The 15,580-nt window shown below is 71.9% G+C and carries 15 protein-coding genes and 1 tRNA gene; 6 read left to right on the forward strand and 10 right to left on the reverse strand.

The features are described from left to right. Positions 1-48 precede the first annotated feature (48 nt). The 3 genes from lysA to ACFRKB_RS26675 are packed head-to-tail and all read right to left on the reverse strand — an operon-like array spanning position 49 to position 2,994. Positions 49-1,443, reverse strand: coding sequence for a diaminopimelate decarboxylase (lysA, locus tag ACFRKB_RS26665; protein WP_383108968.1), 1,395 nt, complete (start codon positions 1,441-1,443; stop codon positions 49-51). 23 nt (positions 1,444-1,466) lie between these two features. Further along, complete coding sequence (gene nrtL, locus ACFRKB_RS26670; RefSeq protein WP_383108969.1) at positions 1,467-2,504, reverse strand: ArgS-related anticodon-binding protein NrtL; 1,038 nt, start codon at positions 2,502-2,504, stop codon at positions 1,467-1,469. Between the two features lie 55 nt (positions 2,505-2,559). Further along, positions 2,560-2,994: a response regulator gene (locus ACFRKB_RS26675; protein ID WP_365975168.1), complete on the reverse strand. Its 435-nt coding sequence runs from the start codon at positions 2,992-2,994 to the stop codon at positions 2,560-2,562. A 133-nt stretch (positions 2,995-3,127) separates the two neighbouring features. Here ACFRKB_RS26675 and ACFRKB_RS26680 point away from each other — a divergent pair, with 133 nt between their 5' ends. Beyond that, complete coding sequence (locus ACFRKB_RS26680; RefSeq protein ID WP_383108970.1) at positions 3,128-3,541, forward strand: hypothetical protein; 414 nt, start codon at positions 3,128-3,130, stop codon at positions 3,539-3,541. On the opposite strand, the gene ACFRKB_RS26685 is transcribed toward ACFRKB_RS26680, so the two are convergent. After that, positions 3,477-4,061, reverse strand: a complete 585-nt coding sequence (locus tag ACFRKB_RS26685; RefSeq protein ID WP_383108972.1) for an HIT family protein — start codon at positions 4,059-4,061, stop codon at positions 3,477-3,479. The two genes, ACFRKB_RS26680 and ACFRKB_RS26685, sit on opposite strands and share 65 nt — an antisense overlap. Positions 4,062-4,223: 162 nt before the next feature. Between ACFRKB_RS26685 and ACFRKB_RS26690 the strand changes: the two genes are divergently transcribed. Both ACFRKB_RS26690 and ACFRKB_RS26695 read left to right on the forward strand, forming a co-directional pair. Next, on the forward strand, positions 4,224-6,008 hold the full coding sequence (locus ACFRKB_RS26690; RefSeq protein WP_383108973.1) for an N-acetylmuramoyl-L-alanine amidase: 1,785 nt from the start codon (positions 4,224-4,226) through the stop codon (positions 6,006-6,008). Between the two features lie 129 nt (positions 6,009-6,137). Further along, complete coding sequence (locus ACFRKB_RS26695) at positions 6,138-6,800, forward strand: DNA-binding response regulator (RefSeq protein ID WP_365975173.1); 663 nt, start codon at positions 6,138-6,140, stop codon at positions 6,798-6,800. On the opposite strand, the gene ACFRKB_RS26700 is transcribed toward ACFRKB_RS26695, so the two are convergent. The 5 genes from ACFRKB_RS26700 to ku form a co-directional block, all read right to left on the reverse strand. Then, positions 6,767-7,939 (reverse strand): hypothetical protein, encoded by a 1,173-nt coding sequence (locus tag ACFRKB_RS26700; protein ID WP_383108974.1) that lies wholly within the window; start codon positions 7,937-7,939, stop codon positions 6,767-6,769. The two genes, ACFRKB_RS26695 and ACFRKB_RS26700, sit on opposite strands and share 34 nt — an antisense overlap. 181 nt (positions 7,940-8,120) lie before the next feature. Then, on the reverse strand, positions 8,121-9,278 hold the full coding sequence (locus tag ACFRKB_RS26705) for a sensor histidine kinase (protein ID WP_383108975.1): 1,158 nt from the start codon (positions 9,276-9,278) through the stop codon (positions 8,121-8,123). Between the two features lie 327 nt (positions 9,279-9,605). Continuing rightward, positions 9,606-9,677: transfer RNA gene (locus ACFRKB_RS26710), tRNA-Arg, on the reverse strand. 103 nt (positions 9,678-9,780) lie between these two features. Further along, complete coding sequence (locus ACFRKB_RS26715) at positions 9,781-10,413, reverse strand: LuxR C-terminal-related transcriptional regulator (protein WP_383109011.1); 633 nt, start codon at positions 10,411-10,413, stop codon at positions 9,781-9,783. 107 nt (positions 10,414-10,520) lie between these two features. After that, positions 10,521-11,594, reverse strand: coding sequence for a non-homologous end joining protein Ku (gene ku, locus ACFRKB_RS26720; RefSeq protein WP_383108977.1), 1,074 nt, complete (start codon positions 11,592-11,594; stop codon positions 10,521-10,523). 50 nt (positions 11,595-11,644) lie between these two features. Between ku and ligD the strand changes: the two genes are divergently transcribed. Continuing rightward, positions 11,645-12,529, forward strand: coding sequence for a non-homologous end-joining DNA ligase (gene ligD, locus ACFRKB_RS26725; protein WP_383108978.1), 885 nt, complete (start codon positions 11,645-11,647; stop codon positions 12,527-12,529). A gap of 181 nt (positions 12,530-12,710) precedes the next feature. Here ligD and ACFRKB_RS26730 read toward each other — a convergent pair whose 3' ends face one another. Continuing rightward, positions 12,711-13,562 (reverse strand): nuclease-related domain-containing protein, encoded by an 852-nt coding sequence (locus ACFRKB_RS26730; RefSeq protein ID WP_383108979.1) that lies wholly within the window; start codon positions 13,560-13,562, stop codon positions 12,711-12,713. Between the two features lie 162 nt (positions 13,563-13,724). Here ACFRKB_RS26730 and ACFRKB_RS26735 point away from each other — a divergent pair, with 162 nt between their 5' ends. After that, complete coding sequence (locus tag ACFRKB_RS26735) at positions 13,725-14,054, forward strand: zinc-ribbon domain-containing protein (protein ID WP_383108981.1); 330 nt, start codon at positions 13,725-13,727, stop codon at positions 14,052-14,054. Positions 14,055-14,148: 94 nt separating this feature from the next. Then, complete coding sequence (locus tag ACFRKB_RS26740) at positions 14,149-15,546, forward strand: FtsW/RodA/SpoVE family cell cycle protein (protein ID WP_383108982.1); 1,398 nt, start codon at positions 14,149-14,151, stop codon at positions 15,544-15,546. Positions 15,547-15,580 lie beyond the last annotated feature (34 nt).

The raw sequence follows: 15,580 nt of genomic DNA on the forward strand, positions 1-15,580 counted from the left end.
CACTGGACGGGAGTTTCTGTGCCCCGTCCAGATTGCGAGACATGTATTTCAGTGACCGACATCGAGACGCAGAAGATCTTCCTCCGTCTCACGCCGGACGAGCACCCGGGCCGCACCGTCCCTGACGGCGACGACGGGCGGCCGGAGCGCGTGGTTGTAGTTGCTCGCCATCGAGCGGCAGTACGCGCCGGTGGCGGGGACGGCGATCAGATCACCGGGCGCCAGATCGGCCGGCAGGAACGCGTCCCGTACGACGATGTCGCCGCTCTCGCAGTGCTTGCCGACGACGCGCGTCAGCATCGGCTCGGCGTCGGAGCGGCGGGAGACGAGCGCCACGCTGTACTCGGCGTCGTAGAGGGCCGTACGGATGTTGTCGGACATGCCACCGTCCACACTGACATACGTACGCAGCCCTTCGAGCGGCTTGATCGTGCCGACCTCGTACAGCGTGAAGGCCGTGGGACCCACGATCGCGCGCCCCGGCTCGACGGAGATCCGCGGGGTCCGCAGCCCGGCGGACTCGCACTCGCGGGTGACGATGTCGCTGAGGGCCTTCGCGATGTCGTGCGGCTCACTGGGATCGTCCTCGGAGGTGTACGCGATACCGAGGCCGCCGCCGAGGTCGATCTCGGGCAGCTCCACGCCGTGCTCGTCGCGTACGTCGGCGAGCAGCTGGACGACGCGGCGGGCGGAGACCTCGAAACCGGCCATGTCGAAGATCTGCGAGCCGATGTGGGAGTGGATGCCGATCAGTTCGATCCCGTCGAGCTTGAGGGCCCGCCGGACGGCCTCCGCGGCCTGCCCGTCGGCAAGCGCGATCCCGAACTTCTGGTCCTCGTGCGCGGTGGCGATGAACTCGTGCGTATGCGCCTCGACGCCGACCGTGACCCGGATCTGGACGGGCTGGCGCCTGCCGAGACGCCGCGCGATGTGCGCGACCTGGACGATCTCCTGGAAGGAGTCGAGGACGATACGGCCGACGCCGGCGGAGACCGCCCGCTCGATCTCCTGGGCGGACTTGTTGTTGCCGTGGAAGGCGATGCGCTCGGCGGGCATGCCGGCCGCCAGCGCGGTGGCGAGTTCGCCGCCGGAGCAGACGTCGAGGTTCAGGCCCTCCTCGTGGAGCCAGCGGACGACGGCCCGGGAGAGGAACGCCTTGCCCGCGTAGAAGACATCGGCGTCCTTGCCGAAGGCGTCGGCCCAGGCGCGGCAGCGGGCGCGGAAGTCCGCCTCGTCGAGGAAGTACGCGGGGGTGCCGAACTCCTCGGCCAGCCGGGTCACTTCGATCCCCGCGACGGTCGCCACCCCGTCCTCGTTCCTGCGGACCGTACGCGACCAGACCTTCTCGTCGAGGACGTTGAGGTCGGCGGCGGGCGCGGTGTAGTGGCCGTCGGGGAGGACATCCGCGTGACGGGGGCCTGCGGGGTGTGCGGAACGGCTCATGTTCTTGGCTCTCTTGGATCTCTTCAGAGGTGTGCGGGGGCGTCGATGCCGAGCAGGGACAGGCCGCCGGCCAGCACGGCCCCGGCGGCGTCGGCGAGCGCGAGCCGGGAGCGGTGGGCGGCCGAGGGTTTCTCGTCGCCGAGGGGCAGCGGGCGGCAGGTCTCCTGGAAGCGCAGGAACGCGTCCGCGGTGTGTTCGAGATGGCGGGCGAGCCGGTCGGGCGCGCGCAGCCGGGCGGCGGATTCGAGGACGGCGGGGTGGTCGCCGAGGGCGGTGAGCAGGAGCGCGGTGGCGCTGTCGTGACCGGTGACCTCGGGGGTGCCGTCGGAGGCCGGGCAGGGGGTGATGCCGAGCTGTGCCGCGTTGCGCGCGAGGGCGCGCGTACGGGCGTACGCGTACCGCACCCGGAAGAGCGGGTTGCTCTCACGCTGTACGAGCAGCTCCGCGCCGGTGTGCGGGCGGTCGTGGGCGGCGGGCCGCAGCAGCCCCCAGCGGGCCGCGTCGGGGCCCAGCCGGGCGAAGACGTCGTCGCCGGCGGGGGCGGGGAGGGGGCGCAGTCTCTCGCCGGCTCCTGGCACGATCTCCGCCCGCGCGCCCTGGCTGCGGAGCAGTTCCACGACCGTGTCGGTCCACAGGGCGGCCCGGGGCTCGTCGGCGGGGGCGAGGGTCGCACTCGTACCGGCGAGCGCGTCGCCGTATCCGTGGCGCGGCCCCGCGCGCAGGACCGTACGGACCAGCTCGGCGCGGCTGTCGCGGGCCAGGGTGAAGTTCAGGAAGCCGGGGCCGGTGATCTCGATGCGTGCGATACCGGGGCTCGTCGCGGGAGCCTCGCCCGGCGCCGAGCGCAGGATGGCCGCGCGCAGGATCTCGGCGACCTCGCGGGGCGGGCGCCCGGCCGGGCCCGCCAGCCGCAGCGCGATATTGCTGGCGTAGTCCCCCCGGCCGCCGGGACGGGGCCGCTCGACCGTGACCCGTTCGGGCACGGGCCCGGGGAGGGCGTCGTCCTCGACCGCGCGGCACACGGCGCGCCGTACGGTTCGGGAGAGCTCGGCGGGGGTCACGGGACAAGCGTATGGGAGGAGGGGGGCCTCTTCGCGAACCGGTTTCGCGATGCGGTCAGCCGCGGGCGCTTCCGGCCCGCCCGGCACCGCGTCTGCCGTCCAGGGACGGCGGGCCCTCGCGGTGCGTCAGCCGCCGGACGAGCCGGATCAGCTCGGCCGGCTCGAAGGGTTTGGCGAGAAAGGCGTCCACACCGGCGGCTATGCCGGACTCCACCTCGTACTGCGTACAGGCGCTGATGATCGCGACCGGCAGATCGCTGGTACGGGGGTCGGCGCGCAGCCGCTGGGCGGTACGGACACCGTCGAGGCGGGGCATCACCACATCGAGGGTGATGGCATCGGGCATGACGTCGTGGACCACTTCCAGGCACTCGGCACCATCGGCCGCGGTCACGACCTCGAACCCCTCAAGTTCGAGATTGACCCTGATCAGCTGCCTGATGACCCTGTTGTCGTCGACAACGAGCACCCGGCCGGACTCGCCCGACACCACTTGAGAGTAGGTCCGAACCCGGTGCCGCGTCCGGGTTTTGCCGACTTCCGCCTCGGGCGGGCGGCGCGGGCGCGGTGCCCGGGCGGGCGCCTCTGTGCCGCCGGTGCCGCGTCCCCATAGGCTCTGGTGTATGGAGCAGAGCGAGGTCGTTCTCAGGGCCATCGGCATTCTCACGCAGTCCGCGGAGTGGATCCGGACCGCCAACCGGGACGCGGGCCGGGACATGGGCGGGAACATGGACGGCGACATCGGCGGGGAGGGCGGCGCGGCCGGCGGCGAGCGGGGCTCGGGCGAGGGACAGATCGGGTCGCTGCTCGCGGAGGTCTTCCCCTCCTTCACGGTCTCCCCGGAGTCCACCCCGCTCGAAGCGGCGCACGCGGTGACCGCCGCCGCGCTGCCGCCGATGATGCAGCTGATCGGCGCGTTCACGTACGTCTTCACGCAGCTGGCCGAGGTCCATGACAGTGGCCGTACGGACATCACCTCGGAGGATCTGCTGCGGGAGCTGGCGCTGCGGATGTCCCGTCCCGACGACGCGGTGTAGCGGCGGGGGCCGGCGCCCGCGGCAGCCGGTCATCGAGGCCCGTGCCCCACCCTTTCCCGCACCGCCCGGCGCAACCTCTCGGCCAGCGCCGCGCTCTCCTCGGGAGGCGTGACCAGTACGCCGTTCTCGGCCATGAGCGCGTAGTACTGCTGCCGTTCAGTCCGGCGACGTGCCAGTGCAGATGCGTGTTGCCCTGCTGGCTGCCCAGCGAGAGCAGGTACGTGCGCTCGGGGGCCAGGACGTCCTCCATCGCCAGCGCGACCGTCCGTACGCACAGCATCAGCCGGGTGTACGCGGCCTCGTCCAACTCGCGGACGACCTGCTCGACATGGGCCTTCGGCGCGACCAGGAGCTTTCCCGGGAGGGTGGGGTAGCGGTCGAGGAAGGCGACGTGCTCCTCGTCCTCGTACACCGTCTCGTGCCGGAACGCGGGGTCACCCGCGAGGAACGCGCAGATGAAGCAGGGGCCGCGCCTGGCCAGTTCCTCGTACGCCGTGAGATCCGTCGAGCGGCGGTCCACCCGGGCTCCTCCTTGGACGGACTCAACGGACCCGGCGAATGCCCGTTTTGTCGCCTCGCGTGTGCGTGATCCCGCCAATGTTGTATAACCGCCGAGCCCATGACACCGAATTCGGAACCGCCCGCCTTCTGGCACGGCCGGTGACGAAACCAGGAGAAGGATATGAGCTCGAAGAGAGCCCGCGCGGGATCCACCACGGGGTCCACCAGAAGAATCGCCGGAAAGCGTTCGGTATGGCTGGCGGTGGGCGCTGTTGTGCTCGGCGGTACGGGGGTGGCGGTCGTCACCGTCGGCACCGGTGAGGGCGGCGACGATCTGGAAAGTGTCGGTTCGGCCCGGCCTGCCTCGTCGCACACCCTCGCGCTCGGCGGCGCCGACAAGTACGCGATCGATCTGCCGCGCACGGACACCGAGGCCTTCTCGCTGATCGGCGTCTCGTGGAAGGACCGCAAGGCCGACTTCGAGGGCACGGCCCAGATACGTACCCGCGACGCGGACTCCGGTCAGTGGCGGGAATGGCAGGACCTCGAGTTCGGCGTTTCGGCGCCGGAGACGGCAGAAGGCGACACGACGGGCGTACGCGGCGCTTCCGAGCCGCTGTGGGTGGGCCCGTCGGACGCGGTCGAGGTACGCGGGGGCGCGAAGGACAAGAAGAAGCCGCTGCCCGGCGGGGCGCGGCTCGACATGATCGACCCCGGTACGACGGCCAAGGGGAACGGCAAGGGCAAGGGCGGCACGAAGCCCGAGCACACCAAGGCACCGGGCAAGCAGACGACGGCGACCACCGCCCCCGCCCCGTCGGGCGAGCCGGACACGTCCCCCTCGGACATCGCGCCGGAGGACGGAGCCGCCACCGACGGCGGTACGACGGGCGGGAGCGAAGGGACCGGGAGCACCGGTACGACCGGCGGAGGCGGAGCCCTGGAGCCCTCCGCCCCCGCCGAGCCGGGCGACGGCCCCACCACGGCCCCGGCCGGGGAACCGAGCAGCGCGCCCTCGGACTCCACGGGCGGTGGTACGGACGGCGGCAGCGGTACGGACGAAGGCACCGGCGGCACCACGGGCGGCGGGGACGGGGCCACCGGCGAGCCGTCGGCCACGCCCACGGACAGCGCGGACGGCGGCGCGGACAGCGGCGAGGACAGCGGCCCGAGCGGCGGCTCCCAGGCCCCGACCACCGAGCCGGCGACCGACCCTGACACGCCCCCGGCCACCGACCCCGCCACCGACCCGGCGACCGACCCGGCCGAGGAGCCGTCCGGCGGCCCCGCGCCGGACCCGACCGCCACCGAGGAGGACCCGGCCGCCTCGCAGTCCCCGACCGGTTCCCCCGCCGCCGGAGCCCCGCCGGTCGTCAGCCGCGCCGAGTGGGGCGCGGACGAGTCGCTGGTGAAGGACCCGGCCGAGTACCTCGACAAGGTCGACGCGGTCTTCGTCCACCACACCGCCGGCACCAACGCCTACGACTGCGCCGAGTCCCCGGCGATCATCCGTGCGATCCTCACGTACCACGTGAAGACCAACGGCTGGAACGACATCGGCTACAACTTCTTCGTCGACAAGTGCGGCACGGTCTTCGAGGGCCGCGCGGGCGGCACCGACAAGCGCGTGCGCGGCGCGCACACGTACGGCTTCAACGGCGACTCCTCGGGCATCTCCGTGCTCGGCGACTACGAGAACGGCGGCATCCCGACCGCCGCCGCCAAGAAGGCCGTCGCCGATGTCACCGCCTGGAAGCTGGGGCTCGACGGAGTCGACCCCGAGGCGAAGGTGACGCTCACCGCCGCCGGTGACACGGGCGTGTACAAGACGGGCCAGCAGGCCTCGCTCTACACGGTCTCGGGACACCGCGACGGCTACGCGACGCTCTGCCCGGGCAAGGCGCTCTACTCCGCGCTCCCGGAGATCCGCACCCTGGCGGCCAACTCCCCGTACGCCAAGGACTGATCCCCGCTCCCCTGTGCCCATCTCCACCCCCGTCCCCACCCGCCCCCGCACCGGAGCCGATCCGGTGCGGGGGTTCGGCCGGTCATGACGGGGCAGCGTCGGTGGAGGGACCGGGAGAAAGGCTGAGGGGTGCCGGACAACGAGACCGTGAGTGTGGCGCTGATCGACGACCATCCCGTGGTGCTCGCCGGGATCGAGTCCTGGTACGCCGCGTCGGAGCGGCCCATCACCGTCACGGCCAAGGGCCCCGGCCTCTCCGTCGCCATGAGCGGGCCCGGCCGGGCGGCGGACGTGGTGGTGCTCGACCTCCAGCTCTCCCACTCCCACGGGGTGCCCGCGTATCCCGAGCTGAAGCAACTGGTCGCGCAGGAGCGCCAGGTGATCATCTACACCATGCAGGAAAGCCAGGAGACGGCGCTGACCTGTCTGGATCTGGGCGCGTTCACGTATCTGACGAAGGCCGAGGGCGAGCGGCATCTCATGGCGGCCACTCTGGCCGCCGCCGACTGCCGGCCCTACACACCGCCCGCTCTCGCCGGCGCGTTCGGCAGCGACGCCAGAAAGGGCCGCCCCGCGCTGACCCCGCGTGAGGTGGAGGTGCTGCTGGAGTGGTTCCAGTCGGAGTCGAAGGCGATGGTCGGGGCGAGCCTCGGCATCTCCGTACGTACGGTGAACACGTATCTGGAGCGGGTACGCATCAAGTACGCCAACGCGGGGCGGCCCGCGACGACCAAGGCGAATCTGGTCGCGAGGGCGATTCAGGACGGGCTGACCTCGCTGGACGAGCTCTGAGCGGCCCGAGCGCCCCGGATGTCCGGTAGACCTGGGTCAGCGGCCGGGGACGGGGACAGGGACGGCGCGTTCAGGGTGTACGACGCCTCGACGAGGAGCCGGCCCTCGCTGTGCACCGTACGTACGCGGATCCCGCGCTCGGTCGGTTCCGGGATGTCCGTCCCGGGCGCGTCCGTCACCACGCTGACCCGTACCTGCCCGCCGCCCCGCACGACCGTGGCCCGCGCGCTGTGCTCGGCGGTCGCGAGCGCGGCGAGTACGGGCTCGGTCAGCGCGCGGCGCAGATGCCGGGGCACCGGAGCGGACGCGCCCCGTACGGCGAGCTGCACATCGACCCCATGGCGTTCGGCCACCCCGATACCGGCCCGCAGTTCATGGAGCAACGGGTCCGACGCGTGGTCCCGTTCGGCGAAGAGGCGTCGCAGCCGGGCCGCCTCGACGGCGCAGCGGCGGCGTACCCGCTCGTCCCCGGGGTCGAGTGTTCCGTCGGCAAGGCCGGTCAGCAGGGGCAGTACGGAGCGGCCGAGATCGCGGTAGCGCGACCGCTGGTCGGCGTGGACCTGGGCGGAGACCGCCGCCTCGGTACGTACCCGCTCCTGCTCCCGTGCCGTGGCGGAGGCGGCGGTCGCGCACTCGCGCAGCAGCCTGGCCATCACGGCGGCGGCGATCTGGAACGCGCAGATGGCGAGGGCGCTGACGGCCATACCGGCGGCGGCCTGCCGGGACGGGACCCCGGCGAGCAGCAACTGCCCGAGCGTGACGACGACATGGAGCCCGAGGAAGAGCAGCGTCGCCTTCAGACCGGCGTCGAACAGCAGCAGGACACCGAACCAGCCGATCTCCAGGAACGTCCAGTGCGGGGTGGCGAGGAAGTGGTCGCCCGGCAGCCGGCTGGTGGCGACGACGGCCGCCACGAGCGAGCACACCAGCCCGGCCGCGACCCAGAGGCGCGGTCTGCGCCGGCCGGCCACTCCGAGGAGCGCGTCGATCACGATGATGAGCGTCAGCAGGCCGAAGGCGGTGAGCTGCACCCAGGCATGCCGGTAACCGTCGAGGTTGGCCAGCAGGGCGGGAAGCGCCAGCCCGAAGTGGACGGCGGAGAGGATGACGAGCCCCGCCAGCCGCAGCGCGCCGAGCATGCCGGCGGCGATACGGTCCGTCAGCGGATCGGAGGCGGGGTGTTCGCGGCGGAGGGGAGGGGACGGCCGTGAGCGGGGCGATGGTGAACCGGGAACGGGCGGACCGGGCAGGGACGGACCGGGCGTGGGCGGACCGGGCGTGGGCGGACCGGGTGACCGAGGCGCGGGAGGCTGACGGTCGTCAGACATAGGGCCACTCCAGCCGTACGGCGGTGCCCTGCCCCGGCCGGGAGTCGACCGTCGCCCGGCCCCCGACGGCGGCCATGCGCTCGACGACCGAGCGGGCCAGCCCCTGGCAGTGCGGCGGCACCCGCGTCACATCGAACCCGGCACCGTCGTCGCTGACGACGACCGTGACGGTGTCACCCTCCCGAGTCGCGGTCACGGTCGCCGAGTTGACGCCCGCGTGGCGCGAGACGTTACGCAGCGCCTCGCCGAGGCTGCCGCGCAGCGCCGCGACGGCAGGCCGCCACATCAGGCCGAGCGAGCCGTCGAACTCGGCGCGTACGACGAGCCGGTGGTCGCCGGTCTCCGCCGACAGTTCCTGTGCCACGTCCGTCTCACCGGACGTCGCCCGCTCCGACGCGAGGCGCCGAATGTCCTTGGCGGCCTGGGTGCGCAGTATCTCCGGCCGGAGGGACTGGCCGTGGGCCGAGACCATCAGCATCGTGGCGCACGCGGTGTCGTGCAGGGTCGCCAGATGCTCCCGCTCCGCCGACCGCTGCGCCTGGGCCACTTCGTGCCGGCGCCGGGCGGCGGCGGCCTTCGTACCGACGGCGTCGGCGGTTCTGCTCGCGCGCAGCACCAGCCGGTAGAGCCCCTGGGCGAGCAGGCTCTGCACCAGCAGCCAGCTGACATTGGGCACGGCGTAGTCCCAGCCGTCGGGGCGGTCGAGGATGGCACCGGCCAGATCCACGACGGCCAGCACCAGCGCCGTCGCCAGCGCGAGCCCCGCCGGGTACATCAGCTGGTACCCGACCGCCACGATGCTGACGACCACCAGCAGCCAGGTGCTCCCGTACATCGTCTGGCTGTCCGGAATCGTCAGATCCTGCGTCAGACAGAGGCCGGTCAGGACCGCCATGTCGGCCGCGAGCAACCGCCCGGGGCGGGCCCCCGCCATCCCCAGCCGGTAGTGCAGAACGCTCCAGCCGAGCACGACGCAGGAGATGGCCGACGCGACGGCCATACGCTCGGCGGGCATCGCCGGTACGGCCAGAACGGCGCAGGAGCAGACCACCACCGCTCGGATGAGGTGCGCGTAGCGGTAGGCGAACCGCACGAACTCCCGCTCGGCGGGTCCCGGCGCGGCCTGGGAGTCATCCGGCTCATGTGCCACGCGATGCCCCACCTGTCGCTGTCCCTCGTCGGTTTGTCGGTCGATTGACCGTCACACGTCGGGGGGCTTCGGCGATAGCGTTTCTTTGGTCACTGTGCTGACGCTTCCGTACGGACCGGAAACGTTCCCACCGACCGCGCGCACACCTGCCTCATGGGGGTGGGCAGGGGTGCGCGCGGGGTGAGAAACCCGGCAGCCCGGCTCGGGCCCACAAGGCGGCCCCGAAAATCTCCCCAGCGCAGCACCCGAACTCCGCCCGCGCATACGCGAAGACCCCGGCCCCAGCGTTTCCGCTGGTGACGGGGTCTTTGGGCACCTCCTACAAGGTGCCCCCGGCAGGATTCGAACCTGCGCACACGGCTCCGGAGGCCGTTGCTCTATCCCCTGAGCTACGGGGGCGTGTCGCCGTGGTGCTTGGCGACGAAAGAAACCCTACCAGCTTCGGCGGGGTGGCTGTGAACAGGTATTTCACGGGCAGGTGGGGCGGGCTCGGGGCGAGGGGTCAGGCGCGGAGGTAGGTGAGGACCGCCAGGACGCGGCGGTGGGTGTCGTCGGCCGGGGGGAGGTTCAGTTTGGCGAGGATGTTGCCGATGTGTTTGCCCACGGCCGCCTCGGACACGACGAGTTGGCGGGCGATCGCCGCGTTGGATTTGCCCTCGGCGACCAGGGCCAGGACCTCGCGCTCGCGGGGGGTCAGGCGTTCCAGGGGGTCTCGGCGGCGGCGGAGCAGGTGGCGGACCACTTCCGGGTCGACGACCGTGCCGCCGGAGGCCACGGACTGGAGGGCGGTTTCGAAGTCCTCCACCTGGCCCACGCGGTCCTTGAGGAGGTAGCCGACGCCGGAGCCGTCGCCCGAGTCGAGGAGTTCGGCGGCGTAGGCGCGCTGGACGTACTGGCTGAGGACGAGCACCGGGAGGGAGGGCTGCCGTTCGCGGAGGCGGACGGCCGCGTGGAGGCCCTCGTCCTGGAAGCCCGGGGGCATCCGTACGTCGGTGACCACGATGTCCGGGGTGTGCTCCGTCACCGCCGTCAGCAGGGAGGGCGCGTCGCCCACCGCCGCGGCGACCGTGTGGCCGAAGCGGTCCAGCAGGGCGATCAGGCCTTCTCGGAGCAGCACGCTGTCCTCGGCCAGCACGATGCGCAGCGTTCGGTCCACCCGCGCAGTGTGCCATCCGGGCCGGAGCCGGCGCCGGGGCGCCGCTCGGCGGACGCCACCCGGGCGGACCGCGCGGACGGACGCCCTCAGGCCGAGGCGCGCTTCCTGCCGCCGGAGGCCGTCTTCGAGGCCGTCTTGGAAGCCGACTTCGCGGCCGTCTTCGAAGCTGTCTTCTTCGCGGCTGCCTTCGTGGCCGTCTTCGTGGCTGTCTTCGTGGCCGATTTCGACGCCGACTTGGTTGCCGTCTTCGACGCGGTCGTGGACGCGGTCGTGGACGCGGTCTTCTTCGCCGTCGTCGTCTTCTTCGCCGCCCTCTTCGCCGTCTTCTTCGCCGGGAGCCGCGTCACCTCCGCGACCTCGCCGCCCTCCGCCTCGCCTTCCGCCCTGCCCTCCTTCGCCGCGCGCACGCTGTTCTCCAGCGCCGCCATCAGGTCGAGGACCTTCCCTCCCCCGCCCGCCGCCGGCTCCGGTGCCGGTGCCGGCGCGCCTTCCGCCTTGGCGGCGATCATCTCCTCGACCGCCTCGCGGTAGTCGTCGTGCAGCGAGTCGAGGGCGACCGAGCCGAGGGTGTCCATCAGGGCGTCGGCCAGGTCGAGTTCGGCCTCCCGTACGGTGACGTCCGTCTCCGGTGCGACGCCCTCCGGGGCGCGGATCTCGTCCGGCCAGAGCAGGCCGTGCATCGCGATCACGTCCTCGACCACTCGCAGCATCCCGAGCCGCTCCCGCCCCCGCAGAGCGAACTTGGCGACGGCCACCTTCCGGCTGCGCTTCAGCGCCTCACGCAGCAGGGTGTACGGCTTGGCCGCGGGCACCCCGGCAGCGGAGAGGTAGTACGCGGTGTCCAGCTGGAGCGGATCGATCGAGTCCGCCGGGACGAACGCGACGATCTCGATCGTCTTCGCCGTCGGCAGCGGCAGCGCGGCCAGATCGTCGTCGGTGATCGGGATCATGGACCCGTCCGCGTCCTCGTACGCCTTGCCGATCTCCGGCATCGCCACCTCTTCGCCGTCCAGCTCGCAGACCTTCTTGTAGCGGATACGGCCGCCGTCCGCCTTGTGGATCTGCCGGAACGAGATCGAGTGGTTCTCGGTGGCGTTGACCAGTTTGATCGGGATGCTGACGAGCCCGAAGGAGATCGCGCCGTTCCATATGGATCGCACGTTCCATCCCTTTCGTCCGAGATTCACGAAATATATGGGATTCTCATCGTATGACGCCGATCACAGAGGTGGAGGGGCGACGGCTGGCGCTCAGCAATCTGGACAAGGTCCTCTACACCGCCACCGGCACCACCAAAGGCGAGGTCCTGCACTACTACGCCCTTACGGCGGCCCCCCTGCTCGCCCATCTCGCCGACCGCCCCGTCTCCTTCCTCCGCTACCCGGACGGGCCGGACGGGCAGCTCTTCTTCACCAAGAACCCGCCGCCCGGTACGCCCGACTGGGTACGGATCGCCGAAGTGCCCAGGAGGACGGCCGACACCGGCCGGCAGGTGGTGGTGGAGGGCCTCGCGTCGCTGATGTGGGCGGCGAACCTGGTCGTGGAGTTCCACACGCATCAGTGGCGCGCCGACGCGCCCGAGCGCGCCGACAGGCTCGTCCTCGATCTGGACCCCGGGGCGCCCGCCACCGCCGTGGAGTGCTGCGCGGTGGCGCTCTGGCTGCGCGAGCGGCTGGGTACGGACGGGCTGGAGGCGTACGTGAAGACCTCGGGGTCGAAGGGGCTGCATCTCCTCGTACCGCTGGAGCGCGCCCCGTCCGCGGAGGTCTCGGCGTACGCGAAGGGTCTGGCCGTCGAGGCGGAGGCGGCGATGCCGGAGCTGGTGGTGCACCGGATGCGGCGGTCGCTGCGGCCCGGGAAGGTCTTCGTCGACCACGGCCAGAACGCCGCCGCGAAGACCACCGCGGCGCCCTACACCCTGCGCGCCAAGGCCGAGCCGACCGTCTCCACACCCGTGACCTGGGAAGAGGTCGCCGACTGTACGGACGCCGGGCAGTTGGTCTTCCGGCTGGGGGACATCGAGGGGCGGCTGGAGCGGTACGGGGATCTCCTCGGCCCGCTCACCGACCCCGACAGCGCCGCGCCGCTGCCCTGAGTCCCACCCCGGACAGGCCCTAGGGCCTTTCGTTTGGATCAGGCCGGATCAGGGAGCGGGGTCTGGTGCCGTGGATCGCAAGGCGGAGGAGGGAGGCGACGCGGAGCGTCGTGGACCGACGACAACGCGGCGAGGCGCGGTGCCAGACCCCGCGAGCCCGGCAAGATCCAAACGAAAGGCCCTAGACGCGCAGCCAGTTGTGGCGGTTTCGCGCCGTCGCGTACAGGGACTCGATGTCCGCCGGTTTCAGGACGCCCCCGAGCGACGCCAGCGCCGGGATCTCCGTGTCGCGCAGGATCCGTACGTCCGGTGGCATCGGCAGGGCGTCCAGGCGTGCGGGCTCGACCACGGCGAGTACGGGGCGTACGTCGGCCGCCAGCGCGTGCGAGGCGCGTTCCGCGGCGCGGCGGGCCCAGCGGAGATGGGGTACCGGCGCGGCGCGCCCCACGCGGACCTGCGGGTCGGCGACACCGACCCGGCGCTTCCGGGCCGAGAGCGTCCGTACGGCCAGGACCCCGGCCGGGCCGATCGCCAGATGGTCGATACGGGCGGCGCCTGGCAGCGGTATCGAGTGCAGCACCCGCCAGCCCGCGCCCTCCAGCCGGTCGAGCCCGTCGCCGACGGTCTCCTGGGCGAGCAGTTCCGCCTGCCGGGGATCCTGGCGCCATCGCCGCCACGGGAGCGGCGCGGAGGACTCGTCGGGGCCGGCCCGACCGACGCGGTCGGCGGCCGGCAGCGCGTCCAGTTCCGCGTGGAGCCCTTCGCCGGGACGGTTCGGGGCGAGGTCGTCATCGGGGTGGAGCGAGAGCCGGTCGAGATCGGCGGGGGTCGGCACCCGCGGCGGCCCTACGGTCACCTCGCCGGTGAGATACGGCGCCAGCGCGGCGAGCACCTCGTCGCGCCCCGCCCCGGAGAGCACGCTCACCCGCCCGGTGCCCTTGTCGTACCAGGCGACGGTCGTACCGTCCCGCAGGCTCACGTACAGCCGGTCCCGGCCCTGCCCGCGCGCCGGCGTGACGCGTAATCGGCTCATGCCCCACCACCCCCACGACCATGGGAACAGCACCCGTGCCACGGGGGCAATAGCCCGCGGCCCCGCCCCGGCCGCCATCCGTACGGCAGACTCTCCCTGAGCGCGCGATCCCTCAGCACGCGATCCTCAGCACGCGCCGGTCCTCCCTAAGGAATCCCACCCATGATCATCTTCGGCACCAAGGGCTACCTCTACCAGCTGGCGATACTGACGCTGATCTGCGGCCAGTGCGGTAATCCGTCGGCGCACACGCTCCGCAAGCGCGTCACGAAGTTCACGCTGTTCTTCGTGCCGCTGTTCCCGTTCTCCACCAAGTTCGCGACCCAGTGCACGTTCTGCGGCGCGGAGCGGCAGGTGACCAAGGAGCAGGCCGACCAGCTCATGGCCCAGGGCACCGGCCAGCCGGGCGGACAGGGGTACGGCCCCGGGAACGGGCAGGGCGGCGGTCAGCCGTACGGGCAGCCGCAGCAGGGGAACCCCTACCAGCAGTGAGCGACCGCCGCCGGACGACCGCAACCGGACGACCGTCATCTAACATCCCGACATAACCGGACATAAGGCATGCCGCCTTGCTACGTTTCGGCGCATGACCGCAACGACGGCGGACGCTCCCCCACCCGGGATTCGCCACCCCAAGCGCCGGGGTGTCGAACTCTCGCTCCTCCTCTGCGCCGTCCTCATCTCCGTCTTCGGCTACATCGGCGTCGGTCTCGGCCGGAACCACGCCGTACCGCCCGACGCCGGCGGATACGGCGCCGGTCTGGGCATGCTCGCCCTCCTCGCGCATATCGCCGTCCGGCTGCGCGCCCCGTACGCCGACCCCCTGCTGCTGCCCATCGCGGTGCTGCTCAACGGCCTCGGACTGGTGCTGATCTACCGTCTCGACCTGGAGACTCCGGGCGACAAGGCCGCGCCCACCCAGCTGGTCTGGTCCACGTTCGGTGTCGCGCTGTTCATCGCCGTCGTCGTCTTCCTGCGCGACCACCGGCTGCTCCAGCGGTACGCGTATCTGTCGGTCGCCACCGCGCTGGCGCTGATGATCGTGCCGATCTTCTTCCCCGCCGTGAACGGGGCCAAGATCTGGATCCGGGTCGGCGGATTTTCCTTCCAGCCCGGGGAGTTCGCCAAGATCCTGCTCGCGGTCTTCTTCGCCGCGTACCTCGCCGCCAACCGCAACGCCCTCGCCTTCACCGGCCGCAAGGTCTGGCGGCTCCAACTGCCCACCGGCCGCGTGCTCGGCCCGATCGTGGCGATCTGGCTGCTCAGTGTCATGGTCCTCGTCGTCGAACGGGACCTCGGCACGTCCCTGCTCTTCTTCGGGCTCTTCGTGATCCTGCTCTATGTCGCGACGGGACGTACCGGCTGGATCGCCGTCGGGCTGCTGCTCGCCGCGGTCGGCGCGTTCGCCGTCGGCTCGCTGGAACCGCATGTCCACAGCCGCGTCCAGGACTGGCTCAACCCTTTCGCCTCGATCGCCGCCGGCCGCGGACCCGGCCAGCTCGCCCAGTCCCTCTTCGCGTTCGCCGCGGGCGGGATGCTCGGCACCGGCCTCGGGCTCGGCCGGTCCATCCTGATCGGCTTCGCCGCCAAGTCCGACTTCATCCTGGCCACGGCGGGCGAGGAACTGGGCCTGGTCGGCCTGACCGCCCTCTTCATGCTGTACGCCCTGCTGGTCGCCCGTGGTTACCGCGCCGCCCTCTGCGTGCTCGACCCCTTCGGCCGGCTGCTCGCCGTCGGGCTCTCCGCGATCCTCGCCCTCCAGGTCTTCGTCATCGCGGGCGGGGTGACGGGGCTGATCCCGCTGACCGGCATGGCGATGCCCTTCCTCGCCCAGGGCGGCTCGTCCGTCGTCACCAACTGGGTGATGGTCGCGCTGCTCATCCGGCTCAGCGACTCGGCCCGCAGCCCGCGCCCGGAGAGCGCGGAGCCGGGCGTCGTCGCGCCGGCCGACGAGATCGGGAACGCCTGGAGGGACCAGCGATGACGCGCCATGCCCGAGGGAGGAGACAGCGGTGATC

Source organism: Streptomyces scopuliridis, from assembly GCF_042790125.1.
In the GTDB taxonomy this organism is placed as follows: Bacteria; Actinomycetota; Actinomycetes; order Streptomycetales; family Streptomycetaceae; genus Streptomyces; species Streptomyces scopuliridis_A.